The 23,793-nt window shown below is 75.2% G+C and carries 21 protein-coding genes; 8 read left to right on the forward strand and 13 right to left on the reverse strand.

All coding sequences use genetic code 11. The features are described from left to right. Nucleotides 1-145: 145 nt before the first annotated feature. On the reverse strand, nucleotides 146-688 hold the full coding sequence (locus tag VF202_03775; protein ID HEX7039216.1) for an RsmD family RNA methyltransferase: 543 nt from the start codon (nucleotides 686-688) through the stop codon (nucleotides 146-148). Nucleotides 689-860: 172 nt separating this feature from the next. Between VF202_03775 and VF202_03780 the strand changes: the two genes are divergently transcribed. Continuing rightward, complete coding sequence (locus tag VF202_03780) at nucleotides 861-1,751, forward strand: hypothetical protein (GenBank protein ID HEX7039217.1); 891 nt, start codon at nucleotides 861-863, stop codon at nucleotides 1,749-1,751. A 44-nt stretch (nucleotides 1,752-1,795) separates the two neighbouring features. Here VF202_03780 and VF202_03785 read toward each other — a convergent pair whose 3' ends face one another. The 3 genes from VF202_03785 to VF202_03795 form a co-directional block, all read right to left on the reverse strand. Next, nucleotides 1,796-2,227, reverse strand: a complete 432-nt coding sequence (locus tag VF202_03785) for an HNH endonuclease (GenBank protein HEX7039218.1) — start codon at nucleotides 2,225-2,227, stop codon at nucleotides 1,796-1,798. Nucleotides 2,228-2,569: 342 nt separating this feature from the next. Continuing rightward, complete coding sequence (locus VF202_03790) at nucleotides 2,570-3,757, reverse strand: D-alanine--D-alanine ligase family protein (protein ID HEX7039219.1); 1,188 nt, start codon at nucleotides 3,755-3,757, stop codon at nucleotides 2,570-2,572. A gap of 109 nt (nucleotides 3,758-3,866) precedes the next feature. After that, nucleotides 3,867-4,643, reverse strand: coding sequence for an enoyl-CoA hydratase-related protein (locus tag VF202_03795; protein HEX7039220.1), 777 nt, complete (start codon nucleotides 4,641-4,643; stop codon nucleotides 3,867-3,869). A gap of 145 nt (nucleotides 4,644-4,788) precedes the next feature. On the opposite strand from VF202_03795, the gene VF202_03800 reads away from it, so the two are divergent. Then, nucleotides 4,789-5,685, forward strand: coding sequence for an LEA type 2 family protein (locus VF202_03800; protein ID HEX7039221.1), 897 nt, complete (start codon nucleotides 4,789-4,791; stop codon nucleotides 5,683-5,685). On the opposite strand, the gene VF202_03805 is transcribed toward VF202_03800, so the two are convergent. From VF202_03805 to VF202_03815, 3 genes are read right to left on the reverse strand one after another with little or no spacing between them, the layout of a single operon-like run. Next, nucleotides 5,648-7,888, reverse strand: a complete 2,241-nt coding sequence (locus VF202_03805; protein HEX7039222.1) for an MMPL family transporter — start codon at nucleotides 7,886-7,888, stop codon at nucleotides 5,648-5,650. The two genes, VF202_03800 and VF202_03805, sit on opposite strands and share 38 nt — an antisense overlap. Before the next feature lie 9 nt (nucleotides 7,889-7,897). Further along, nucleotides 7,898-8,659 (reverse strand): ABC transporter ATP-binding protein, encoded by a 762-nt coding sequence (locus VF202_03810; protein ID HEX7039223.1) that lies wholly within the window; start codon nucleotides 8,657-8,659, stop codon nucleotides 7,898-7,900. Further along, on the reverse strand, nucleotides 8,652-11,219 hold the full coding sequence (locus VF202_03815) for an FtsX-like permease family protein (protein HEX7039224.1): 2,568 nt from the start codon (nucleotides 11,217-11,219) through the stop codon (nucleotides 8,652-8,654). The genes VF202_03810 and VF202_03815 overlap by 8 nt, the downstream gene beginning before the upstream one ends. A gap of 170 nt (nucleotides 11,220-11,389) precedes the next feature. Here VF202_03815 and VF202_03820 point away from each other — a divergent pair, with 170 nt between their 5' ends. Continuing rightward, a complete protein-coding gene (locus VF202_03820) occupies nucleotides 11,390-12,628 on the forward strand; it encodes a glycosyltransferase (protein ID HEX7039225.1) in 1,239 nt (412 codons plus the stop codon). Next, entirely contained in the window at nucleotides 12,625-14,454 is a 1,830-nt protein-coding gene (locus VF202_03825; GenBank protein ID HEX7039226.1) for an SDR family NAD(P)-dependent oxidoreductase, read from the forward strand. Before VF202_03820 ends, VF202_03825 begins: the two co-directional genes overlap by 4 nt. On the opposite strand, the gene VF202_03830 is transcribed toward VF202_03825, so the two are convergent. Genes VF202_03830 through VF202_03855 form a run of 6 tightly spaced genes read right to left on the reverse strand, consistent with a single transcriptional unit; the run spans nucleotide 14,381 to nucleotide 20,705 of the window. Then, nucleotides 14,381-15,439: a lysylphosphatidylglycerol synthase transmembrane domain-containing protein gene (locus VF202_03830; protein HEX7039227.1), complete on the reverse strand. Its 1,059-nt coding sequence runs from the start codon at nucleotides 15,437-15,439 to the stop codon at nucleotides 14,381-14,383. The two genes, VF202_03825 and VF202_03830, sit on opposite strands and share 74 nt — an antisense overlap. Continuing rightward, nucleotides 15,436-16,662, reverse strand: a complete 1,227-nt coding sequence (locus VF202_03835; protein HEX7039228.1) for a glycosyltransferase — start codon at nucleotides 16,660-16,662, stop codon at nucleotides 15,436-15,438. Before VF202_03835 ends, VF202_03830 begins: the two co-directional genes overlap by 4 nt. Continuing rightward, nucleotides 16,662-17,654 (reverse strand): NAD-dependent epimerase/dehydratase family protein, encoded by a 993-nt coding sequence (locus tag VF202_03840; protein HEX7039229.1) that lies wholly within the window; start codon nucleotides 17,652-17,654, stop codon nucleotides 16,662-16,664. Before VF202_03840 ends, VF202_03835 begins: the two co-directional genes overlap by 1 nt. Further along, nucleotides 17,651-18,385: a type II CAAX endopeptidase family protein gene (locus VF202_03845; GenBank protein HEX7039230.1), complete on the reverse strand. Its 735-nt coding sequence runs from the start codon at nucleotides 18,383-18,385 to the stop codon at nucleotides 17,651-17,653. The genes VF202_03840 and VF202_03845 overlap by 4 nt, the downstream gene beginning before the upstream one ends. Beyond that, the gene (locus tag VF202_03850) at nucleotides 18,382-19,497 is read right to left on the reverse strand and encodes a hypothetical protein (GenBank protein HEX7039231.1); all 1,116 of its coding nucleotides are present in this window, start codon (nucleotides 19,495-19,497) and stop codon (nucleotides 18,382-18,384) included. Before VF202_03850 ends, VF202_03845 begins: the two co-directional genes overlap by 4 nt. An 8-nt stretch (nucleotides 19,498-19,505) precedes the next feature. Beyond that, the gene (locus tag VF202_03855) at nucleotides 19,506-20,705 is read right to left on the reverse strand and encodes an aminotransferase class I/II-fold pyridoxal phosphate-dependent enzyme (protein ID HEX7039232.1); all 1,200 of its coding nucleotides are present in this window, start codon (nucleotides 20,703-20,705) and stop codon (nucleotides 19,506-19,508) included. 287 nt (nucleotides 20,706-20,992) lie between these two features. On the opposite strand from VF202_03855, the gene VF202_03860 reads away from it, so the two are divergent. The 4 genes from VF202_03860 to accB all read left to right on the forward strand — a co-directional run bounded on the left by VF202_03860 (nucleotide 20,993) and on the right by accB (nucleotide 23,793). Further along, nucleotides 20,993-21,541 (forward strand): GNAT family N-acetyltransferase, encoded by a 549-nt coding sequence (locus tag VF202_03860; GenBank protein ID HEX7039233.1) that lies wholly within the window; start codon nucleotides 20,993-20,995, stop codon nucleotides 21,539-21,541. A 46-nt stretch (nucleotides 21,542-21,587) separates the two neighbouring features. Then, the gene (locus VF202_03865) at nucleotides 21,588-22,496 is read left to right on the forward strand and encodes a quinate 5-dehydrogenase (protein ID HEX7039234.1); all 909 of its coding nucleotides are present in this window, start codon (nucleotides 21,588-21,590) and stop codon (nucleotides 22,494-22,496) included. Nucleotides 22,497-22,752: 256 nt separating this feature from the next. After that, nucleotides 22,753-23,310, forward strand: coding sequence for an elongation factor P (gene efp / locus VF202_03870; GenBank protein HEX7039235.1), 558 nt, complete (start codon nucleotides 22,753-22,755; stop codon nucleotides 23,308-23,310). Between the two features lie 6 nt (nucleotides 23,311-23,316). Then, on the forward strand, nucleotides 23,317-23,793 hold the full coding sequence (accB, locus tag VF202_03875; GenBank protein ID HEX7039236.1) for an acetyl-CoA carboxylase biotin carboxyl carrier protein: 477 nt from the start codon (nucleotides 23,317-23,319) through the stop codon (nucleotides 23,791-23,793).

A 23,793-nucleotide genomic window follows, 5' to 3' on the forward strand; every position in this document is an offset into this window, starting at 1 on the left:
CATGTGCTCTCGCGGCCGTCAGACAGCCTAACACCTGACCGCCGGCCGCCCGTGTCGGGGGCGGCCCGGGTGGCGTTGGGACCGGTTCGCGGGCGGCCCGGGCGGCGGGCGGACCGGTCCGCGGGCGGGCTGGGCGGCGGGCGCCCTAGCGCGCGGGCACCCTCACGACCGTGAGCGCGTTCGAGCCGTAGCGGTGGAGCCGCGCCGGCGCGCCCTCCAGGCCGGGCGGCAGCGCGGGCGCGAAGCCGGTCGGGTGCTGCAGCACGTAGACGCCGCCCGGCCTGGCGGCGCCGGAGGCCAGCACGCCGAGGAAGGCCTCGCGCAGGTCGAGGGGGTAGGGGGGAGCCGCGAACACGACGTCGAACTGGCCAGGGTGCTCGGCGGCGTAGGCCAGGGCGTCGCCGCGCACGACCCGCACGGGCAGCCCCAGGCTGCGGGCGTTGCGCGCGATCACCGCCGCGGCCTCCTTGGCGAGCTCGACGCAGACGACGTCGAAGCCGCGGCTGGCGGCCTCGAGGCCGACGGCGCCGGAGCCCGCGTAGAGGTCTAGGAACCGCCCCCTGGGCTCGAAGGCGACGATGTCGAAGAGTGCCTCGCGGAGGCGCGCCGGGCTGGGACGCGTCCCCCGGCGCGGCGTCTCGATGGCGCGTCCCTTGGCGCTGCCGCCGATGATGCGAGGCCTGGACATGCGCGCAGGGTAACCGCGGCGAGCTTCGTCCGCCGGCGCAACGGGGCCGCTGCGTCGCACGGTCCGCTGGCGCGGGCCCCTCCACGGCACCGGCGAGGGCCGCCCGCCGCGTGCGCGCGGAGGACACGGCCCGGCCCGGCCGGCTCGGGGCGCCGGGGTAGAGTGGGGGACCGTGATCCGCAGCCTAGCGGCCGACGAGCTGCCGTGGTTCGTGGGCCGCGCGCTCGCCTTCCTCGGCCACTCCGACCCGCAGGGGCTGGCGCTCAGGCTCGCCGCGCGCTTCGGGGACCCGCGGGCCGACGCGCGCGGCTGCCGCGTGCTGGCGCGAGCCGGCACCGCGCCGTGCGCCGGCGTCCACGTCCTGGCGCCGCACCCGGACGACGACGCCAGGCGCGTCGAGCTCTCGAGCCCCTGGCACGACGACGACCCCGAGGCGTTCGCCGAGCTGGTGGCCCACGTGCTGGCCGGCCACGACCACGACTCGGCGCTGCTGCGCCTCGACGCGGTGCCGCGGCGCAGGCGCGACGAGCTGGCCGCGCGCCTGGCGACCCTCGGCTTCCGGCCCGAGGAGGTCACGCTGATGAGCTTCGACCTCTCGCAGGTGCCGCCGCTGGGGAGCCCCCTGCTGCTCGAGGCCTGGTCGGAGGAGGCCGACAGGCGCTTCCGGTCCTTCTACGCCGGCGCCGAGGACCGGCCCGTCACCGACGCCGGCTGGGCCTACCTGAAGCGCAGGCACGGGCCGTTCCAGCCCGACCTGTGGTTCCTGGCCCGCGAGACCCTCGACCAGGAGCCGGTCGGTTACGCCTTCTGCGGGCTCGTGGCCAGGCGCGTCGACGGGCGGTACACGCTCGACGCCGTGGGCGTCGCGCGGGAGCTGCGCGCCGACTCGGCGATGCTCAGGCGCCTCGTGATCTCGGTCCTGCAGGAGCTGGCCTCGTTCTCGCCGGTCGGCGCCGTCGACGCCGAGGTGTCCCTGAGCGACGGGAAGCTCGGCGACATCCTCAGGCTCGTGGGCTTCGCCCCCGTGATGCGCTCGCCGGTGCTGGTGAAGCGCCCGGCCTAGGCGCCGTTGGGGCGGACCGCCCGGCCGCCGGGGGAGGGGCCCGCCTAGCGGCCGTGCCGGGGCAGGTACTTCTCCCAGATCGGGTCGATGTCCGGCATGACGCCGTAGGCGCTCGTGAACATGAAGCGCGGCGCGTACGGCTGACGCCGCAGGCGCATGCGGGCCTCCTCCGGGGTGCGGTCGCGCTTGCGGGCGTTGCACGCCTTGCAGCAGGCGACGACGTTCTCCCACGTCGTCGGCCCGCCGCGGCTGCGGGGCACGACGTGGTCGAGCGTGAGGTCGTGGGTGCGCCTGCCGCAGTACTGGCAGACGTGGTCGTCGCGGCGGAAGACGTTCTTGCGGTTGAAGGCCACGCGCTGGCGGAACGGCGTGCGCACGAAGCGCTTCAGCCTGATCACGCTGGGGACGGGGAAGACGGCGCTGGGCGACCTCAGCACCTTGCCCGACTCCTCGACGCGCTCGGCGACCTCGTGCATGAGCAGCGATACGGCGCGCTTGACCGAGCAGACGTGCAGCGGCTCGTAGCTGGCGTTGAGGATCAGGACGCGGCCGGAGTTGAGGTTCGACAGGGGCGTGCCGAGGGAGGCGCCCGCGAGGGCCGCACCGCCACCTGGCGAGCCGTCGACGACGTCGTCCTCGGGCTCGGCGAGCAGGCGTTCCAGGTCTAGGTCAGCGTGGTGGTCGGCCGCGCACCTCCGGTCACGCCGCGCATCATAACCGCGTCGGAGCGGCGGACGCGTGGCCGAGCGGGCCGAGCGCCCGGGCGGGCGCCGAGGTCGCGCGCGCCTGCTGGGCGCGCGGGCCAGCCGCGCGGGGGCCTAGCGACGCTCCAGGGCCAGCTCGACGAGGCGCTCGATGAGCTCCGGGTAGGAGACGCCGGCCGCCTGCCAGAGGAGCGGGTACATGCTGTGCCGCGTGAAGCCGGGGATCGTGTTGATCTCGTTGACGAGCAGCCGACCGTCGGGCAGGTAGAAGAGGTCGACGCGGGCGAGCCCGGCGGCGTCGACGGCGGCGAACGCGCGCAGCGCCATGGCGCGGGCGCTGCGGGCGACCTCCTCGGGCACGTCCGCCGGGACGATGAGGTCGGCCAGGCCGTCGGTGTACTTGGCCTCGTAGTCGTAGAAGGCGGCGGCGCCGTCGCGCACGCGGACCTCGCCCACGCCGCTCGCTACGGGCCTGTCGTTGCCCAGCACCGCGACCTCGAGCTCCCTCGCCCCCACCGCGGCGGCCTCTACGATCGCCCGCCTGTCGAAGCCGAGCGCGGCGGCCACGGAGGCCCGCAGGTCGGCGGGGTCGTCGACGCGCGAGACCCCGATCGACGAGCCGAGGTTCGCCGGCTTCACGAACACGGGCGTGCCGAGCTCGCGCGCCGGCGCCAGGGCGGCCTCGGGGTCGCTCGCGAAGGCGTGGCGCGTCACGCCGCGGTGCTCGACCTGCGGCAGGCCGGCCGCGGCGAACACGGCCTTCATCGCCAGCTTGTCCATCGACACGGCGCTGCCCAGCACGTCGCTGCCGACGAAGGGCAGGCCCATGAGCTTGAGGAGACCCTGCACGCTGCCGTCCTCGCCGAAGGGCCCGTGGAGGAGCGGGAAGACGACGTCGAACGAGCCGCCGGCGTCGGTGAGGCTGCGCGCCAGGGCGGCGGTCCGCGCGGGCTCGGCGTCGCCGGCGGCGCCGGCGGTCCTCGGCGCTTCCGCGTCCGCGTCGCGGTCGCCCGGGGCGCCGCGGGTCGGCCGTCCCGGACAGGCCCCGCCTCCTTCCGCCGGGTCCCCGACGGGCCGCCCGCCCCTCGCCTCGCCGTTCGGCAGGGGCGGGGGAGCCGCGCCCAGGAGGCGAGCCGACGCCTCGAGCCCCAGCGCGGCGCCGTCGCGGCCGATGACCAGGGGCACGACCTCGAGCCGCGGCGAGGCGCTCACGGCCTCGAGGACCGAGCGCGCCGAGGCGAGCGAGACCTCGTGCTCCTCGGAGCGCCCGCCGCAGAGGAGCAGGACCCGCCGGGCGCTCACCGGCGGGACCCGTCCGGAGCGGCCGGCCAGGCGGTGGGGTCGATGTGCATGTTGCACATGATGTGCATGTTATGGCCGGTGCCCACGCGGGTCAAGGGCGCGCCCCGGCTCACGCCCGCCACGACGGCTCGCGCTTCTCGAGGAAGGCGCGGACGCCCTCGCGGATCTCGTCGCCCGCGCGGATGGCCACGTTGACCTCGACGGCGGCCGCCAGGCCCTCCTCGAAGGTCAGGCCGGGCAGCCTAGCGAGCAGGCCCTTCGTCGCCGCCAGGGAGCCGGGGGCGTTCCGCGCCAGGCGCCGCGCCAGCGCCACCGCGGCCTCCAGGACCGGCGTCTCCTCGACCACGCGGTTCACGAGGCCGATCTCGGCCGCCCGGCTCGCGTCGACCAGGTGCGCGCCCAGCAGCAGCTCGCGGGCGTGCTTCTCGCCGACCTGGCGCAGCAGCAGCACGGCGACGAGCGCGGGCACGAAGCCGATGCGGGTCTCCGTGTAGCCGAGCCGCGCCTCGGGGGCGGCCAGGGCCACGTCGCAGGCCGTGACGATGCCCGCCCCGCCGGCCACCGCCGGACCGTTCACGGCCGCGACCACCGGCTTGGGGCAGCTGTGGATGGCGGTCAGGAGCCCGGCGAGCTGGAGCGTGTCCTCCCGGTGCTGCTCGCGCGTGAGGGCGGCCGTCGCCTCCAGCTCGCGCAGGTCGAGCCCGGCGCAGAACGCCTCGCCGGCGCCGGTGATGACCACGGACCGCACGGCGTCGTCCGCCTCGGCGTCCGCCAGCGCCGCGCGCAGCTCCTCGCGCAGCGCGCGCGAGAGGGCGTTCCTGACCGCCGGGCGGTCGAGGGTCAGCACGCGCACGGGCCCGTCGTCGTGGATGGTCACGTCAGGCATGGGGCGATCGTACGCGCGCCGAGAGGGCGAGGGACGCGGGAAAGCTCGCCGACCTAGCCCGTGCGAAGCTTCCGACGGCCGCGCGCCGGCCCGGCGGCATACGCTCCTGGCACGGCCCTCCCGGGCCCGTGATGCGGAGGTGAAGGTGACCCCGAAGCGTCTCAGCCTCGTCGCCCTGGCGGCGGTCGCCGCCCTGGTCCTGTCGTCGTGCGCCCCGGGCGCGCGCATGCTCTCGGCCCCCACGTTCGCGCTCGACGCGCGCGGCTCCGGCTTCGTGCGCATCGACCCGCCAGGCGTGGGCGACGGCTCCGCCCTCTTCCGCCTCTCCCTCGTCGCCCAGAACCCGAACCCCTTCGCGCTGCGCCTCTCCGCGCTCGAGGGCGACCTGTTCCTCCAGGACGTGCGCGCCGCCGCCGTCAGCTTCCGCGGCGGGCTCGAGCTGCCGGCCAGCGGCTCCTCGCGCGTCGTCGTCGACGTGCGCGTGCCGCTCGCGGCCGCGCCGGCCCTGCTCGAGTCGCTGGCGAACGTTCTGGGCGGGGGGAGGGCGCGCTACCGCGTCGACGCCTCCGTGGCCGTGGAGGTGCTCGGCACCACGCAGCGCTTCCCGCGCTTCACGCTCGTCGAGGGCTCCCTCGAGACCGGCCTCGCCCTCGTGGCGCCGAGCGTCGCCCTCGGCTCCGCCAGCCTGCGCGTCGAGGGCCTGAACCGCGTCGCCGTCGACATGGAGCTGAACGTCACGAACCCCGGCCCGATCGGCTACCTGCTCTCCTCGCCACAGCTCGTGCTGCAGGTCGGCGGGCAGGACGCCGCCGTCGCCCGCCTCGAGCCGGTGCCCGTGCCGGCGAACGGCAGCGCCGTCGCCACGCTGTCCTTCGCGTTCGACCCGTTCCGCCTCGGCTCGGCGCTGGCCGATCAGGTGCGCGCCGCCGCCGCCGGAGGCGGCCTGGCCGTCACGCTGCGGGGCGGCTGGGGCCTCGACGCCGCTGGCATCGCCACGCTCGACCTCAGCCCGACCCGCCTCCTCGAGGCCGTCGTGCGCTAGGGGCGCCGCGCCGCCCCGGCAACCACCAGTTCCAGCGGCCGGCGAGCAGCATCAGCGAGGGCACGAGGGCGAGACGCACCAGCGTGGCGTCGAGGACGATGGCCACGGTGAGCCCGAGGCCGAGCGCCTTGATCAGCTCGACGTGGCTGAACATCAGGATCGCGAACACCGTGACCATGACGGCCGCGGCGCTGGTGATCACGCCGCCCGTCGCCGCCACGGCGTGCACCACGGCGTCGCGGTCCGACAGGCCGCGCTCGTGGCCCTCGCGTATGCGCGACACCAGGAACACCTCGTAGTCCATCGACAGGCCGAACACCATCGCGAAGACGAAGAGCGGGGCCGACGTGTCGACGAAGCCCAGCGTGGCGTCGCCGACGAGGCCCGCCAGGGCGCCGTCCTGGAAGGTCAGCACCAGCACGCCGAAGGCGGCGGCCACCGTCAGCGCGTTGAGCAGCACGGCCTTCAGGGGGATCAGCAGCGAGCGGAACGCCCGGCCCAGCAGCAGGGTCGTGGCCAGCCCCACCACGGCCAGGGCCAGCGGGAAGCGCCCGTAGACGGCCCGCGCCGACTCGAGGTGCTCGACGTACCGGCCGCCCACCAGGCCCGTGAGGCCGGTCGACGCCAGGGACGCCCGCAGGCGCTCCAGCAGCTCGGCGCCCGCCGCCGGCGTCAGGGCGGCGTCCGGCAGCACCCTGAGCAGGGCGTAGCGTCCCGTCTCGCTCACCGTGGCCTCCACCAGCGGGGCGACCTCGCTGCGCCGCGCGGTCTCGGCCGAGGCGTAGAACTGGTAGAGGAGCAGCCGCGGCACGCTGCGCAGGGCGAACGGCGAGACGACGGTCTTGACCCCGGGCAGGCCCGTGAGCGCGCGGTCGAGCAGCGACACCGACCGCACGCCAGCGGGAGAGAAGAAGCCGGCGTCGCCCAGGTCGACGACGACGTCGAAGGGCGCCAGCAGCCCGGCCAGGCCCTCGTCGGCGAGCGCCTCGACCACCCGGCGCGCCTCGGTCTCGGGCGACATGCCGCGCGCGCCCGGCTCGCCCACCTGCAGCCGCAGCGCCGGCAGGGCCAGGGCGACGAGCACGACCACCCCGGCCACCGCCCACAGGGCGGGGCGCCCGAGGATCCTGTCGGCCTGGCGGCGCCAGAAGCGGCGGCTGCGGGTGCCCGGCCGCCGGCGCGACACGCGCAGCCTGTCGACGTTCTCCCCCAGGAGGGCCAGCGTCGCCGGCACGGCCGTGATCGCCACCAGCACGGCGACCACGAGCACCACGGTCGTCGCCACGCCTATCGAGCGGATGAACCCCACCGGCGGCACCAGCAGCGAGAGCAGCGCCAGGACGACGGTGAGGCCGCTGAAGGCCACGGCCTTGCCCGCCTCCCTCGTCGTGCGCTCGGCGGCGTCGCGCGCCCCCAGGCCGGCGGCCAGCTCCTCGCGGAAGCGGGTCACCATCAGGAGCGCGTAGTCGATGCCCGTGGCGAGGCCGAGCATCGTGACCACGGTGCGCGTGAAGACCGCGAACTCCAGCGCCTGGCCGACCGCGAACAGCAGGGCGGAGGAGACGACGACGGTCGTCACCGCGGAGACCAGCGGCAGCCCGGCCGCCACGACCGCGCCGAACGCCAGCAGCAGGATCGCCAGCGACAGCGGGAGGCCGTAGAGCTCGGCGCGCCTGGCGTCGCGCTGGCTCACCTCCTCGACCTCCATGAGCGTGGCCACGCCGCCGGCGAGCTCGAAGGTCGCCGCCGGCGCGTCCGCGAACGCCCGCCGCACCGCGTCCACGGTCGCGCGGGCGTCGTCCTGCGACTGGGGCTCGAGGCCGACGACGAAGAGGGCCCGCCCGGCGGCGTCGCCGCCCGCGCCCAGGCCCGCGGCGCCGCTCCCGTCCCGCACGTAGGCGACGCCGGGGAGCGCGGCCACCGCCTCCGCGGTCCGCCCCGCCGCCTCGCGGAACGCGGCCCCGCCCGCGCCAGCGGCCGGCGTGGCGACGGCGACGAGCACCTCGCCCTGAGGGAGAGCGAACTCGCTGCCGAGGAGGTCGGCGACGCGGCGGGCGACGCCCGTCGCCGGCGGCTCCGGCTCGGCCGTCAGCACCTCGCCCACGCGCGCCGCGAAAGGCGCCGCGGCCAGGGCGAGCAGCAGCCAGGCGGCCAGGACGCGGCGCGGGTGGCGCGCTACGGTGCGGGCCAGGGGCGCGAACACCGTCGGCGGTCAGACGCTGAGGAAGCGCTCGATGTCGGCCTTGACCTGCGGTCCCGCCGTCTCGCCGGCCACGCGCCCGTCGCGCAGGAACACCACGCGGTCCGCGGCCTGCGCCGCGACGGGGTCGTGCGTGACCATGACGACGGTCCAGCCGTGGGAGTCGACCCCGTCGCGCAGCAGGGAGAGCACCTCGGCGCCGGTCCTGCTGTCGAGGTTGCCCGTCGGCTCGTCGGCGAGGACGACGGCGGGGTCGTTGATCAGCGCCCGCGCCAGGGCCACCCGCTGCCGCTGGCCGCCCGAGAGCTGGCGCGGACGGTGCTCGAGCCGGTCGGCGATCCCCAGGCGCGCCGCCAGCTCCTCGAGCCTGGCGGCGGCCTCCTCGCTCCTGCCGGCCACCTCGGCCGGCAGGAGGACGTTCTCCCTGGCCGTGAGGTTGGGGATCAGCTCGAAGGACTGGAAGAGGAACCCGAGCCTGTCGCGGCGGAGCGCCGTCAGCTCGTCGTCCGACATGCCGGCGGTGGACCTCCCCTCGATGGCCACGCTGCCCGAGTCGGGCGCGTCGAGCAGGCCGATGAGGTGGAGCAGCGTCGACTTGCCGCTCCCGCTCGGGCCCATCACGGCGACGAACTGGCCGCGCGGGACGAGCAGCGTCACGCCCTGCAGCGCCGCGATGCGCTCGTCGCCGAGGGCGTAGGTCTTGTGGAGGTCGGTGGCGGCGAGGGCGAAGCGCCCGGCGGGCTGCGGGCCGGGCGAGGCGGGCGTGTCAGGCATGTTGGCTCCAGTTCGCCAGCGCCCTGGCGGGCGCGAGCTGTCCGGCGCGCCGCGCCGGCAGCAGGGAGGCTACCAGCCCCACCAGCGGCGAGGCCAGCAGCGCCAGCAGCGCCAGGGACGCGGGGAACACGGGCTCGAGTCGGAAGCCCGTCACGGCGCCGGCGCCGGTGGTGACGACGCGGGCCAGCAGCAGCCCGAAGGCCGCGCCGACGGCGCCGCCTATCGCGGTGATGACGATGCCCTCGGCGACGACGAGCCGCCTGAGCCCGGCCCTCGTGAGGCCGATCGTGCGCAGCACGGCGATCTCGTGGCCGCGGCTGACCAGGTTCATGCCCAGGGTGTTCGCGACGCCGAGCACGGCCACGATCAGGGCGATCACCAGCAGGACGCGCGTCGTCGCGAACGCCTGGTCGGTGATGCGCAGGACGTTGCGGCGGTAGTCGACGTTGAGCGTCGCGTCGAGGTAGAGGTCGGGGAACTCCTCGAGCAGGCGCTCGCGCACCGCCGCGGGGTCTTCGCCGGGGTCGACGGTGAGGATGAAGAGGTCGGGCGTGCCGCCCCCGAAGTCGGGCAGCCGCTCGATGCTCGCCAGCACCGACTCGCCGCCGCCCGTGAAGTCGACGATCACGCCGGCGACAGGGAACTCCTCGAACCCGCGGGAGGTGCGCAGGGCGATGGTGTCGCCGACGTCGAAGCCGTGGCGGTCGAGCATCGTGTTCGAGACGAGGACGGCGTCGCCGCGCTCCAGGGCCGCGTGCCCGCTCACCGGGTCGCCGTGGCCGGGGATGTACTGCAGGCTGCCGAAGCCCGACTCGGGGTCGAAGCGCTCGGGGTCGGCCAGGACCACCGCGATCGACCGGCCCCGCGGCTGCTCCTCGCTCCTGAACCGCACGAGGCGTATGCCGACGCCGCTGGCGACGTCGACGCCGGGCACGGCCTCGGCCCGGGCGGCGAAGTCCGCCGGGAAGCTCACCGGCGTCGTGACGTAGAGGTCGCCGACGACGGTCGTGTCCATCCACGAGGCGATGGCGTCGTTGATGCTCGCGACCATCGAGCCCACGCCGATCACGAGGCCGGTCCCCACGACCACGGTGCCGATGGCCACGCCGTTGCGCGGCGCGTTGCGCTCGGCGAAGCTCACGGCCAGGCGGCCGGGCGCGCCGAAGAGGCGCAGCAGGGCGGGCCTCAGCAGGCGCAGCACCGGCCCGAGCAGGCCCGGGGCGGCCAGGGAGACGCCGGCGAAGAACAGGGCCAGCGCCACGCACACGGCCACCAGGGCAGCGAACGGGGAGAAGGGCACGAGCGCCAGCCCGGCGCCCACGAGCATCAGCGCCGCGCCGAGCCAGACGAGGCGCCTGTCCGGCGCCGGCTCCGGGCGCTGCACCGCGGCCATGGGCGCGGTACGCGAGGCGCTCCAGGCCGGCAGCACGCCGGCCACCAGCGCGGCGAAGACGCCGAGCACGCTGGCCAGGAGCACGCTGCGCACCGGCACCACCAGCGTGCGGAACTCGAAGCCCAGCGTGGCGGCGTTCAGCGCGGTCACGACGTAGGAGAGCAGCAGGCCCAGCAGCACGCCGGCGACGATGCCGAGCGCCGCGAGCGCCAGGGCCTCGTAGAGCGCCAGCCGCATCACGGCCCGCCTCGTCAGGGCGATCGTGCGGAGCAGCGCGTGCTCGCGCGTGCGCTCGACGACCGAGGCCATGAACGTGTTGTAGGCGAGGAAGGCGCCGAGGGCGAGCAGGGTGGCCGCCAGCACCGACAGACCCGACTGCAGCGTCTCGGTGAAGCCGGCCGCGAAGTCGCCGGTGACGGCGGGGAGAGTGACGGCGAGGTCGTCGCCCACCAGGGCCTGCAGGCCCTCCCTCACCTCGTCGACCTGCCCGGCCTCGGCCACGAGCACCTCGATCAGGGAGACGCGCCCCCGCAGGTTCACGAGCTCCTGGACGTCGCTGATGTGCATGACGCCGACGCGTCCGCCGTTCGTGCTGGCGGCGCCGACGCCGTCGTCGAGGAGGCCCGTGACCGTCAGCTCGGCGCGCCCGGCGGCGAACAGGAAGGGGACCACGTCCCCCACCTCGATGCCGCGCAGCGCGGCGAAGCCGTCGGCGACGGCGATGCCGTTCGTCCCGGCCCGCGGCAGGCTGCCGGCGGACAGCTCGACTGGCAGGTCCTCGGCGGCCTCGGTGACGCGTCCCTGCACCTGGAAGCCGCTGTCGACGCCGGGGATCGCCGACCGCTCGAACTCCTCCACGGCGCGCTCCGGCTCGGCGCGCGTGTTCAGCACGGGGTAGGCGGCCGCCACGCCGGGGTAGGAGGCGACCTCGCCGAGCACCGGCTCGGCGGGGAAGACGAGGCGTCCCGAGGCGCCCGGCGTGACCACGAGGTCGGCCTTGCCGGCCGCGGCCTGCAGGGTGCTGCGGAGGTTCGCCTCGACGTTGTCGCCCACCGACAGCGTCGTGAGGACGGCGGCGATCCCGAGGCCGATGCCGAGCACCGTGGCCAGGGAGCGCCAGGGGTGCCTGAGCAGGTTGCGCCAAGCGAGCCTCGACAGCGTGCTCACCGCGCCAGTGTACCGGCGCGCTGCACGCCGGGCGTCCCCGCTCTCGCGGAGACCTAACCGTGGCGTGTTACCTTCGCCTCGCGACGGGGCCGCAGCCAGCGGCCCGACAGGCTGCCGGCGAGGACGGCCCGGCCGGGCCCCGCCGCGCCAGGGAAGGCGAGCTGCCTGCGGTGAACATCCTCTTCGTAGCCGACGACCTCTACCCCGGCTTCGGCGGCCAGGCCAAGGCCACCGAGGGGCACATCGAGGCCCTGCTGGCGCGCGGCCACGCGGTGAGGGTGATCGCCGGCGCCGAGCCGCGGCCCAGCCGCCCGCCTCCCGGGGTGCTCGTCGAGAGGCTGCCGTCGTGGCGCCTGGGCGCCGCTCAGACGCGCTTCGCGCACCCGCTGGTGAGCCGCATCGCCCCGCACGTCAGGTGGGCCGACGTCGTCCACGCCAACACCCCGGCCGCCCTCACGGCCGTGGTGGCGCACCTCGCGCGCCGCCGCGGCGTGCCCGTGGTGATGGGCGTGCACGCGCAGCTCGAGACCTCCACGCTGCAGGCGCCGCTAGTGGGGCCGCTCGTGGAGAGGTTCCTCACCGGCTGGTACCGCTACCTCTTCGGCCTCGCCGACCTGCTCGTGACGCCCACCCCCTACGCCGCACGGCTCGTCACCCACTTCACCGACAGGGAGCCGGTGCCGGTGTCCAACGGCATCGACCTCGGCGCCTGGGAGGGGCTGGCCCCGCGAGCCGCCGGCGACGGGACCCGCCGCCTGGCGTTCGTCGGCCGGCTGTCGCCCGAGAAGCGCCCCCTCGACCTGCTGCCCCTGATGCACGAGCTGCCCGCGAGCTACCGCCTCACCGTCGCGGGCCACGGTCCCCTGGAGCCGGAGATGCGCCAGGCCGTGGCGCGGCGGGGCCTCTCCTCCCGCGTCGACCTGCTCGGCTTCGTCGGGGAGCGGGAGAAGCTCGAGCTCCTGTGCGCGACCGAGGCGTTCCTGATGCCGTCTCCCGCCGAGCTGCAGAGCATAGCCACGCTCGAGGCCATGGCCTCCGGCGCCGCCGTGGTCGCCTGGGGCTACGCCAGCAGCGCCGTGCCCTCGCTGGTGCAGGAGGCGGGCGGCGGCGTTGTCGTGCCGCCCGGCGACCCCCGCCGCCAGGCCGCGGCGATCGTCGCGCTCATGGAGGACGAGCGCGCGCTGGCCGAGGCGCGGGCGAACGCCAGGGCCTACGCCCGCACGCACGACGTAGCGCTGAGCGCGGCGCGGCTCGAGGAGCTCTACGGCGGCCTGGTCGCGGCGGCGCGGCGGCGCGGCGGCCACCGCGCGGCGGCGCGCGCCGCGGACGCCCGCCTCGCGCGGGCCGCCGGCGCCGAGGCCCGCGGCGCCAGGGGGCGCCTGCCGCAGGGCGAGGGCGCCAGGACGTGATCGTCGCCGTCACCGGCGCCACCGGCGGGCTCGGCCGGGCGTTGGTGCGGCTCCTCACGTCCGCCGGGCACAGGGTGAGGGCGGCGGTGCGCACGCCCGCGCAGGCCGAGCTGGCCGCGGCGCTCGGCGCCGAGCCCGTGCAGGTCGACCTCACGAGGCCGGAGACGCTGCCCGGTCTGGTGGCCGGGGCAGCCGTCGTGCACCACCTCGCCGCCTGGATGGGCCGTCCGCCCGGCCTCGCGCGCGCCGTGAACGTCGACGGCACCCGCGCCGTGGCGCGGGCCGCCGCGGAGGCGGGCGCCCGCCGGCTCGTGCTGGCCAGCAGCATCGCCGTCTACGGGCCCGTCGCGGGGGGCGTCGTCACCGAGAGCACGCCCCTGCGCACCGTCGGCGACCCCTACGGCGACTCGAAGGTCGCCGGCGAGGCGGCGGCGAGGGAGGCCCTGGCGGGCAGCGGCACCGAGCTCGTGGTCCTCAGGCCGACGATGATCTACGGCCCCGCCTCGGGCTCGTGGACGCTGGCGCCCGTCGCCGCGCTGCGGCGGGGCCTGCCGGTGCTCCTCGGCGACGGCTCCGGCCTCCTCGACGTCGTCTACGTCGACGACGTGGCCGCGGCGTTCGCCGCGGCGGGCGAGGCGCCCGGCGCCGGCGGGCTGGCGCTGAACGTCGGCGGCGAGAGCGTGACGGCCAGGGAGTTCTTCGGGGCCTACGCGCGCATGCTCGGGGTGCCCCTGCGCGGCGTGCCGGCCTGGCTGGCGCGCGCCGGCGCGGCCGCAGCCGGCCGCGTCACGGCGCTGCTCCCCGGCGTCGACGCGTTCGCGCCGGAGACCATCGGCACGCTGCTGAGCCGCGCCACGTTCGACCACGGCGCCGCCGCGCGCGTCCTCGGCTACCGCCCGCGGGTGGGGCTGCACGAGGGGATGAGCCGCACCGCCGCCTGGCTGCGCGAGGCGGGTCTGGCGCCGGGGCCGCGCTCGGCGCTCGTGGTGGGCGCCTCCTCCGGCCTGGGCCGCGCGGTCGCCGACGAGCTGGCCCGCCGCTACGTGCGCGTCTACGCCGCCGACATGGCGCCGGCCTCGCCGGTGGCCCGCGACGCGGGTCCCGCCCCAGTGGACCACCTCGCCGTCGACGCCACCTCGCAGGAGGACCTCGCCCGCGCCGTCGGCGAGGTGGAGGCGCGCGAGGGCCACCTCGACCTGCTCGTGACGACGGTCGGGTCGCTGAGGCCCGGCTCGCTGGAGTCGCAGCCGTGGGAGGACGTCACGGCGCAGCTCGAGCTCAACGCGCTCGCGCCCGTCCTGGCGGCGCGGGCGGCCGCGCCCGGCATGAGGGCGCGCGGGCGGGGGCGCATCGTGAACGTCAGCTCGACGAACGCGCTCCTCGCCACGCCGTTCATGGGTGCGTACTCGGCGGGGAAGGCCGCGCTGGAGAGCTTCACCGACGCTCTGCGCCTGGAGCTGAGGCCGTTCGGCGTCGACGTCGTGCTGGTACAGCCCGGCGCGATGCGCACGGGCTTCGCCGAGCGGGCCAAGGAGCTGCTCGACGCCGAGGCGGGCCGGTCCGGGGAGCCGTGGGCGGCCTACCTCAGGCGGCTGAAGGACTCGGGGCTGTGGGGCGAGGCCCGCGCCGCGGACCCCGCCGAGGTGGCGCGCGTCGTCGCCCGCGTGGCCCTGTCCAGGCGCCCGCCCGCCCGCGTGGCCGGCACCAGGGAGGTGCCGCTGCTGCGCGCGTTCGCCGCGCTGCCCGACGCCCTCAAGGACGAGGTGTTCGTGAGACCGCTGGGTCTGCGCCGTCCCCGCGCACGGCGCGCCGGGCGGGGCGCCTGAGCCACCGCGGCGGCCGGCGGGAGAGCAGCAGCCAGGCGCACAGCGGCCCGAGCAGGTAGGCGACGTAGAACGTGCCGGCGCGCCACAGCGCGACGGGCGCGGCGATCGAGGCCGCGTCGGCGCTCGAGTCGACGACGAGGCCGACCATCAGCTCGGTGAAGCCGGAGGCGCCAGGCGTGGGGACGAAGAAGCCGACGAGCGAGATGATCGAGAGCACGGAGAGGACGTCGAGGAGCCGCGCCTGCGCCCCGTAGGTCGCCAGCAGGGCCCACAGCAGGATGAAGTTCGCCAGCCAGCCGACGATGTTCACGCCGTGCAGGTAGGCGAACCTCGTCAGGGGCAGGTCCCTGAACGCGACGGCGCTCACGTAGTACTCGCGCCCCATGCGCGCGAGCCGGTCGCGGAAGCGGCGCAGCGGACGCCACCTCGTCGCGCGCCGCATGACGCCGTAGAGCGCGCCGGGGAAGCGCGCCAGGACGATGGCGCCGACGAGCGCTAGGGCCGCGGCGGCGATCGCGAGCGCGGTGACGAAGGGCGGCAGGGCCAGGGGGCTCACCGCCACGATGTACACGAGGCCCACGGGGATCAGCACGCCGAGGGCCGCCAGGTCGAGCACGAAGAGCTGCACGGCGACGCCGACGCTGGTGCCGAGGGGCACCCCGGAGCGCTCGAGGGCCAGGACCAGACCGGGCGCCCCGCCGGTGCCCGACGGGGTCATCGCCGAGCCGAACACCTGACCCACGTGGGCCGTGAAGGCCTCCCAGGGCCCGAGCCTGTGCCCCTGCGCCCCGACGAGCGCCTGGATCTTGGCCACGGGCGCGATCCACAGCAGGACCAGGCTCAACACGCTGACGACGGCGAGGTCCGTGCGCAGCTCGGCGGCGGCGTAGGTGGCCGGCGAGAAGATCGACTCGCGGGTCGCCAGGTAGAGCCCGCCGCAGCCCAGGAGCAGCGAGAGCGCGAACAGGCCGACGAGCCGCTTCACGACGCCGCCCTCGCGCCCGCGGCGGCGAGGCTCGCCGCGTCGACGCCGGCGAAGGCCCCGGGCGCCAGCAGCGCGGGGTCGACCTCGCCGGAGAGCGCCAGCCGCGCCAGGAACCGACCCACCCCCTGTGACATGCCGCCGAAGTCTAGCGCGGCGGCGGACGCTCGCGCCGCGGCGAGGCGCGCCGGGTCGTCCCGCCAGGCGGCGACGACCGCCGGCAGCGCGGCGAACGAGCCGGCGTGCTCGCCCAGGCCCCGCGAGGCCAGGAACCTGACGACGGCCCGCTCGTTGAGGCCGGCGTAGCTCGCGGTCACCACGGGCCTGCCCACCGCCAGCGCCTCCATCGTCGAGGCGGGGCCGGCCTTGCCCACCATCAGGTCGCAGGCCGCGAGGGGCACCTCCATGCGCTCGACGAACCCCAGGACCCTCACGCGCTCCGTCAGGCCCGCCGCGTCGGCCGCCGACCGCAGGCGCGCGGCCAAGGCCCCGTTGCGGCCCGTGGCGCAGAGGACGGCGGCGCCGCCCCGCGCCATGGCCAGGACCGCCTCCGCCACCTCGTCGCCGGCCACGCCCTCCGCGCCCAGGCTCACGAGCACCACGAAGCCGTCACCCAGGCCCAGCTCGCGCCGCGCCGCCTCGCGGTCGGGGGGCTCGTGGAAGCGGCGCGCGACGGGGTAGCCGGCGACGTGCACCGCGGCCGGGGGCACCCCGAGCCTGACGAGGTCCCCCTTGGCCGCCGCCGAGGGCGCGAGCACCGTCTCCGCGCCCGGTGCCGACCAGAGCGCGCTGGCGTCGAAGGGCTCGGTGGCGAACACGACCACGCGGCTCCGCAGGCCGTGCCTCAGCCTCGCCTCGGTGAAGGCGGTGGCGAGCCAGCCGTGGTTCACGACCACGAGCGCCGGCGGCGCCGCGTCGAGGGCCGCCGTGACCCGCCGCGTGAAGCCGCGCAGCACGGCGCCCTGCACGGCGCGGCTGACGGCCGGGGCGGCGTCCAGCGCCGCCTGCGCCGCCCGCACCAGCCGGGGACGGGCCAGCATGGCGCGCCAGCCCGCCTTGTGGCGCGCGTCGAGGCGCGGGGCGTGCTCGGCCATGACGTCGACGACGCGGGGCGCGAGGGCGCCGCCCGCCGCCGCGGCCACGGCCTCGGCCATCGCCCTGGCCGTGGCCACGTGCCCGCCGCCGGCGGCGATCGTCGCCAGCAGGACCTCGCGCGGACCGCCCATCAGTCCTTCCCGGCGTGCAGAGCCTCCACGGCCAGCCGGAGGCCCTCCCGCCAGCTGACCCGCGGGCGGTAGCCGAGCTCCCTGACCGCGTGCTCGATCGAGAAGTGGACGTCGTGGGCCATCAGCCCGGCGCGGTACCTGGTCATCGGCGGCTCGGTGGCCGGGAACAGGGCTCGCCACGTGGCCTCGACGCCCGTCGCGATCGCCCTGACGGGCCGGCGCGGCACGTTGAGGCGCGGCGGCGCGCTGCCGACGAGACGGGCCAGCTCCTCGAACAGCTCGCGCCAGCTCGGCGCTCCCTCGTCGGCGATCAGGTAGACGCGCCCGGCGGCGGACGAGGCGGACACGGCGAGGGCCACGCCGTCGGCGAAGTTCGTGGCGTAGGTCGTGTTCAGCACGCTCTCGCCGCGCTTCATCAGCGGCATGACCCCGCGGGCCACGGCGCGCTCGACGCGCTGGAACGTCGCGTCGCGGGCGCCGAACGGCCACAGGCCGGGCCTGACGATCACGCCCTCGATGCCGGCCTTCGTCATGACCACGTTCTCGGCCAGGATCTTCGAGTAGGCGTAGGGGTTCGAGACGTTGTCGCGCGGCAGGGTGCGGGGGTCGGCGTCCCTGAAGCCCCGGTAGGTGTGCACGGCCACGCTGGAGACGAGGACGAAGCGGCGCGCGCCCGCCCTGACGGCGGCGTCGATCAGGCGCTGGGTGCCGAGGACGTTGGTGCGGTAGAAGGCGTCCCACGGGCCCCAGTCCGACACGCGCGCGGCGGCGTGCACGACGGCGTCGACGCCCTCGAGCGCCCAGGCGAGGTCGCCCGGCTTCGACAGGTCGGCGCGCACGACCTCGACGTCTCCGCTCTCGAGCGCGCCGCGCAGGTTGTGCAGCTCGCCCCAGGGCGAGACGAGGGCGCGCACGGCGTCGCCGCCGCCCACGAGGCGCTCGGTGATGTGGCTGCCGAGGAAGCCGTGGGCGCCGGTGACGAGGACCCTCACGGGAGCAGTGCGCCGGCCCGCGCCAGCGCGGCCACGTCGAGGGTCAGGCCGATGACGAGGTGCGTGACGGCGGGGTAGAGGACGGAGCGCGTGCGCACCGCCATGACCCCGAACACCAGGCTGGCGGGCAGCGCCGCCAGCACCTCGGGGAGCGGCTTGCCCACGTGCACGAGCGTGGCCGCGAAAGCCTGCAGCCACACCGCCGTCGCGGCGCCGAAGGGCCTCTCCAGGGCCCCGAGCAGGAAGCCGCGGTAGAACGCCTCGAAGGCCACGTAGTAGAGCGCGTAGAGCGCGGCCCAGCCCAGCAGCGCCGGCACCGAGCGACCCACCGCCTCGCCCGCCCACGGGTAAGCCGCGGTCAGCGCGGGGGCGCCGCCCGCCCCCACCGCCACGACGGGCACGGCGACGAGGGAGCTCACCAGGGCGAGCCTCCAGCCGGCGCGGGCGTCCCCGCGCGAGAGGCGCATCTCGCGCAGGGTCCCCCCGCTGGCCGTGAAGAGCAGCGCGGGCACGGCCAGCAGCGTGACGAGGCTCCAGGCGATGCCCACGGCCGCGGTGGCCGGCGTGCGCGGCGCGAAGCCGAGGAGCGCCGGTCCCGGCGTGGCCAGGTACCAGAACGCCACCTGGAGCAGCGTGCCGGAGCCCAGCAGGAACCATACGCGGGCTCCCTCGTCGTCGAACAGGGCCGCGAGGTCGCCCAGGAGCGCCCTCAGCGCCGCGCCCAGGCTCATAGACCCTTCTGGTAGATCCTGTAGGTCTTGCTGTGGACCCCGCCGGCGGCCTCGATGGCCCTGTTGATGCGGGTGTTGTCCTCCAGCGTCCAGCCGCACTCTCCCTCCACGATGCCGCGCACCTTCGCGCGCTTGACGACCTCGTGGATCAGGAGGAGGTCGAAGCCCTTGTGCCGGTGCTCGGGCAGGACGCCGAGCATGACGAGCCGGGCCCTGTCGATGATGCTCTTGCGCCGCAGCAGGTGGAAGATGCCGAAGGGCAACAGCCGCCCGTCGAACCGCGCCAGCACCTGGTTCAGGTCGGGCACGACCACGGCCAGGGCGACGGGCTCGCCCTTGTGCTCGAGGAACAGGACGAGCTCCGGGTCGATGATCAGCTTGAGGTCGTTCGCGAGGTACTCGACCTCGGCGTCCGAGAGCGGCACGTTGCCCCAGTTGTGCTCCCACGCCGCCGTGTGTATGCGCTTGAGGATGTCGACCTCGCGGTCGAACCGCCTCATGTCGGCCGGGCGGACCCTGACGTCGTAGCGTGACGCCGTGCGCTCGGCCAGCCGGGCCACCCGCTCGGAGAAGGGGCGGCGGTTGTCGAAGTGGAACGCGTAGAGGTCCTTGACCTTCGCGTAGCCGAGCCGCTCCACCCAGCGCGGGTACTCCTTGGGGTTCTGCGGCATGAGCACGTAGGGCCGCTCGTCGAAGGCGTCGACCTGGAAGCCGGCGCCGTCGTTCATGGACCCGTTGATCGGCCCGCGGACGGCGGAGAGGCCCTCCGCGGACGCGTGGGCCTCGACGACCTCCAGGAGCGCGGACGCGACCTGCTCGTCCTCGGCCTCGAAGAACCCGAAGAACGCGATGCGCTCGTCGTGGACGCGCATGTGCTCGTCGTCCTCGACGTACGCCACGCGCCCCACGACCCTGCCGTCCTTCTTGGCCAGGTAGAGCGTCCGCCTGGCGTGGCGCCACAGCGGGTTCTTGCGCTCGTCGAGGAGGTCGAGCTGCGAGATGCGCAGCGGCGGGACCCACACCGGGTCGCCCCTGTACTTGCGGTACGGGTAGTCGACGAACGACCTCACGCCCTCGCGGCCCTCGACCGCCTCGACAGTCAGCTGCCCCACGGCTGGGTTCAGATGACGCCGAGGCGCCGGCCCACGACGGAGAAGGCCGAGAGCAGCCTGTCGAGCTGCTCGCTAGTGTGGTTCGCGTTCACGCTGGTGCGGATTATCGCCTGCCCGTTCGGCACGCCGGGAGGGAGGGCGGGGGTCGTGAACACACCTTCCTCCCACAGGCCCTTCCAGAACGCCATGGCCAGCTCGTCGGGGCCCACCAGCACCGGCACGATGGGCGTCTGGGACCCGAGGGTGTCGAACCCCAGGGCGTCCATGCCCTCGCGCAGCTGGCGCACGTTGTCCCATAGCTGCGCGCGCAGCTCCGGCTCCGACTCCATGATCCGCAGCGCCTCCAGGGCCGCCGCCATCTGCATGGCGGGCAGCGCGGCCGTGAAGATGAACGGCCGCGCGGCGTGCTTGACGAAGTTCACGACAGCGCGGTCGCCGGCCATGAAGCCGCCCACGCTGGCGAACGACTTCGAGAACGTGCCGATGATCACGTCGATCTCGTCTGTCAGCCCGAAGTGGTCGCCGGTGCCGCGTCCGTCTGGGCCGAGCACGCCGGTGGCGTGGGCGTCGTCGACGATCAGCCTGGCGCCGAAGCGGCGCTTGATCTCGACGAGCTCCGGCAGCTTCGCGATGTGGCCGCTCATCGAGAACACGCCGTCGGTGACGATGATGCGGCCGCCCGGCTTGCCCACGTCCTGCTCGAGCAGGCGCACCAGGCCGTCCAGGTCGTTGTGCTCGAACTTGCGCAGTGACGCGAACGACAGCTTGGCGGCGTCGTAGAGCGAGGCGTGGTTCTCGCGGTCGTAGTAGAGGATGTCGTGCCGCCCCGCCAGCGCCGAGATCACCGAGAGGCAGCCTAGGTAGCCGGCGCTGAAGGTCAGCGCCGCCTCCTTGCCCAGGAACTCGGCGAGCCGGCGCTCGAGCTCCTCGTGCAGCGTCAGGGTCCCCGTGAGGAACCGCGAGCCGGTGCACGAGGTGCCGAAGTCGTTGAGCGCGGCCCTCGCCGCCTCCTTGAGGCGCGGGTCCTGCGTCAGCCCGAGGTAGTCGTTCGAGCCGGTGATGACCATCTCCTTGCCGTTCACCGTCACGGTGCCGCCGTGCTGCGAGGCGATCGGCTTGAAGTAGGGGTGCATGCCGGCGGCCGCCGCCTCGTCGGCCCGGCGGAAGGCGTAGGCCTTGGCGAACGCGTCGTCGGCCCTCTGGCTCATCGCGCTCTGCGCTTCGGGGGGCGCTACCTCGGACAAGGTTTCCTCCAGTGGGGAAGGCGCCGCGCGCCGCGGTCCGCAGGGACGGCGTCCGTGCCGCAGGCGTTAGCCGGCGCCAGCATGAGTAACCCTACGGCACCGCGGCGCCTCTGAGCAAGGAGTTCTCATGGTCTTTGCGCCTTCCGCCACTCGGGCGCTCATGGGCCGCTGGTATCATCCGGGCACGACCACGACGCGGGCCTCAGCGGGCCCGGCAACCCTCTCCGACACCGCGCGGGAGATGACCTGACGTGTTGCTCGCTTCGCCGCCCGACGACGCCCAGACCGCAGCAGTAACCACCAGGGAGGCACGGCCGGAGGACGCCCCACTCGTCCACAGGATCTACCTCTCGACCCCGGGCTACTTCGACATCATCTCGATCCCCATCCCCACCCTCGCCGAGGTCTCCACCGACCTGGAGACGGCGGCGGAGGACCAGCGGCGCCACGCCGAGCTCGTGCTGGTGGAGCGCGAGGCGGCCGGCGAGGTGGACCCCGCGATCGTCGACCCCGTGACGGACAGGCTGGTCGTGGGCTACCTCGACTACAAGCTCGACTACCCCGAGCCGGGCGACGCCACCGTGAACCTGCTGCTCGTGCTGCCCTCGGTGCAGAGCCGCGGCATCGGCGGCGCGTGCGCGCGCGACCTCGAGCGGCGTCTCGCCGGGCGCTCGCGGCGCATGCTCGCCAGCATCTTCGGCGACAACCCGCGCGCCCGCAGGTTCTGGGAGCGGCTGGGCTTCAGCTTCGCGATCGACGCCAAGCCGCACCTCGACTGGTACGCGAAGAACCTGGCCTGAGGTACCGCGCCCCGCGCCGCGGCGCACTGCGGTAACCTGGCCTGCCGTGCCGGGAAGACCCGACAAGACCGTCGTGAGCGTCTCCTTGGGCTCGCCGCGTCGCGACGCCGACGTCGAGGTCGAGCTGCTCGGGCACCGGGTCAGGATGGTGCGCCGCGGCGTGGGCAGCGACGTCGCGGCGGCGCGCTCCCTGGTGGCCGAGCTCGACGGGCAGGTCGACGCCATCGGCATCGGCGGCGCCGACATCTACCTCCGCGTCGGCGGGCGGCGCTACCGCATCAGGGACGCCGCCTTCGTCGCGTCGGCCGCCCGGCGCACGCCCGTGGTGTGCGGCGCCGGGCTCAAGGACAGCCTGGAGCGCAGCGCCGTGGACGCCCTCGAACCGGTCGTGGGTTGGCGGGGGAGGCGCGTGCTGATGGTCAGCTCGGTGGACAGGTTCGGCATGGCCGAGGCCCTCGTCCGCCACGGCGCCGACGTGACCTTCGGCGACCTGGTCTTCGGCCTGGGGCTGGACGTGCCCCTGCGGTCGCTGGCCGCGGTGGAGCGCCTGGCGAGCGTCGCGCTGCCCGTGATCACGCGGCTGCCCTTCAGGTGGTTCTACCCGACGGGCGACGCCCAGGACGCCGCGCCCAAGCCGCGGCACCAGCGCCACTACCGCTGGGCCGAGGTGCTGGCGGGCGACTGGCACTACATCAGGGCCAACGCGGGGCCGGACCTCACGGGCAAGGACGTGCTCACGAACACGACGACAGCCGAGGACGTCGCCTTCCTGCGCTCCGCCGGCGCGCGCCGGCTCGCGACGACGACGCCGCGGGTCGGCGGGCGCAGCGTCGGGACGAACCTGCTCGAGGCCGCGTTCGTGGCCGTGGAGGGCGCGCCCGGCGAGCTGACGCGCGGCCGCTACGACGAGCTCGTGGCGGCGGCGGGCCTCGGCCCGACCGTGCTCGAGCTCTGAGGCCTGCGGCGGGCGCGTCCTCGCGCGGGCGCCGCTCCGGCCTGCGGCCGCGCGGGGCGGGCGTCGGCGCCCGGGTGCGGCGGGGCCCCGGGCGTGCGCAGCGGCCAGGGTGCCGTCCCGTCGGGGGCTTCCCGCGGTGATACACTGGCCCGTCTCAAGACCCTGCTGCCCAGCGCGCGCAGCGGGCTCTAGCCGCCCGCCGGGGTCGACCCGGCCTGGAGGCGCGGCACTCAGCCAGTCGGAGGACGGGACCAAGATGATCAGCGTCACAGACCTGCGCAGCGGCACCAAGGTCGAGATGGACGGCGGCCTCTGGGAGGTCATCGACTACCAGCACCAGAAGATCGGCCGCGGCGGCGCGAAGATGGTCGCCAAGTTCAGGAACCTCGAGACGGGCGCGATCGTGGAGCGCTCGTTCAACGCCACCGAGAAGGTGCAGGACATCTTCATCGAGTACCGCACGATGACGTTCCTTTACGCCAACGGCGACCAGTACACGTTCATGGACAACGAGACCTACGAGCAGCCCACGCTCACGCGCGACCAGATCGGCGACGCCGCGCGGTTCTTGAAGGAGAACGTCGAGGTGACCGTCGACTACTACCAGGGGCGCCCGCTGAAGGTCACGCTGCCGAACGTCGTCGAGCTGCGCATCACCCAGACCGACCCGGGCGTGCGCGGCGACACCGTCTCGGGGGGGTCGAAGCCGGCCGTGCTCGAGACGGGGGCGACCGTGAACGTCCCCCTGTTCATCGAGCAGGGCGAGGTCGTCAGGGTCGACACGCGCTCCGGCGAGTACCTGGGCAGGGCCTGAGGCGGCATGCAGACGAGGGAGCTCAAGCGCCTGCTCGACGTCCTCAAGGACACCGACGTCAGCGAGCTGACGCTGGAGACCGGTGAGTACAAGCTCACGCTCAAGCGCGGTCTCGGCGACGCGAGCGCGGCGCACGCGCCCGGCCCCCAGGCCCCGCGGTCGGACGCCGCGGCGCCTGCCCCGGAGGAGCGGCCCGCGACGCAGCCGGGCCAGCAGGCGGCCGAGGACGCCGCCGGCGAGCGCCTCGTCGACGTCGTCGCGCCCATCGTCGGCACCTTCTACGCCGCGCCGTCCCCCGACGCGCCGCCGTTCGTGAGGGTCGGCGACCGCGTGAAGCCCGGCACCGTCCTCTGCATCATCGAGGCCATGAAGCTGATGAACGAGATCGAGGCGGAGACGTCCGGCGTCGTCCGCGAGGTCCTCGTGGACAACGGCCAGCCCGTCGAGTACGGGCAGACCCTCTTCCGCATCGAGCCGGACTGA

Source organism: Trueperaceae bacterium, from assembly GCA_036381035.1.
Classification (GTDB): Bacteria; Deinococcota; Deinococci; order Deinococcales; family Trueperaceae; genus DASRWD01.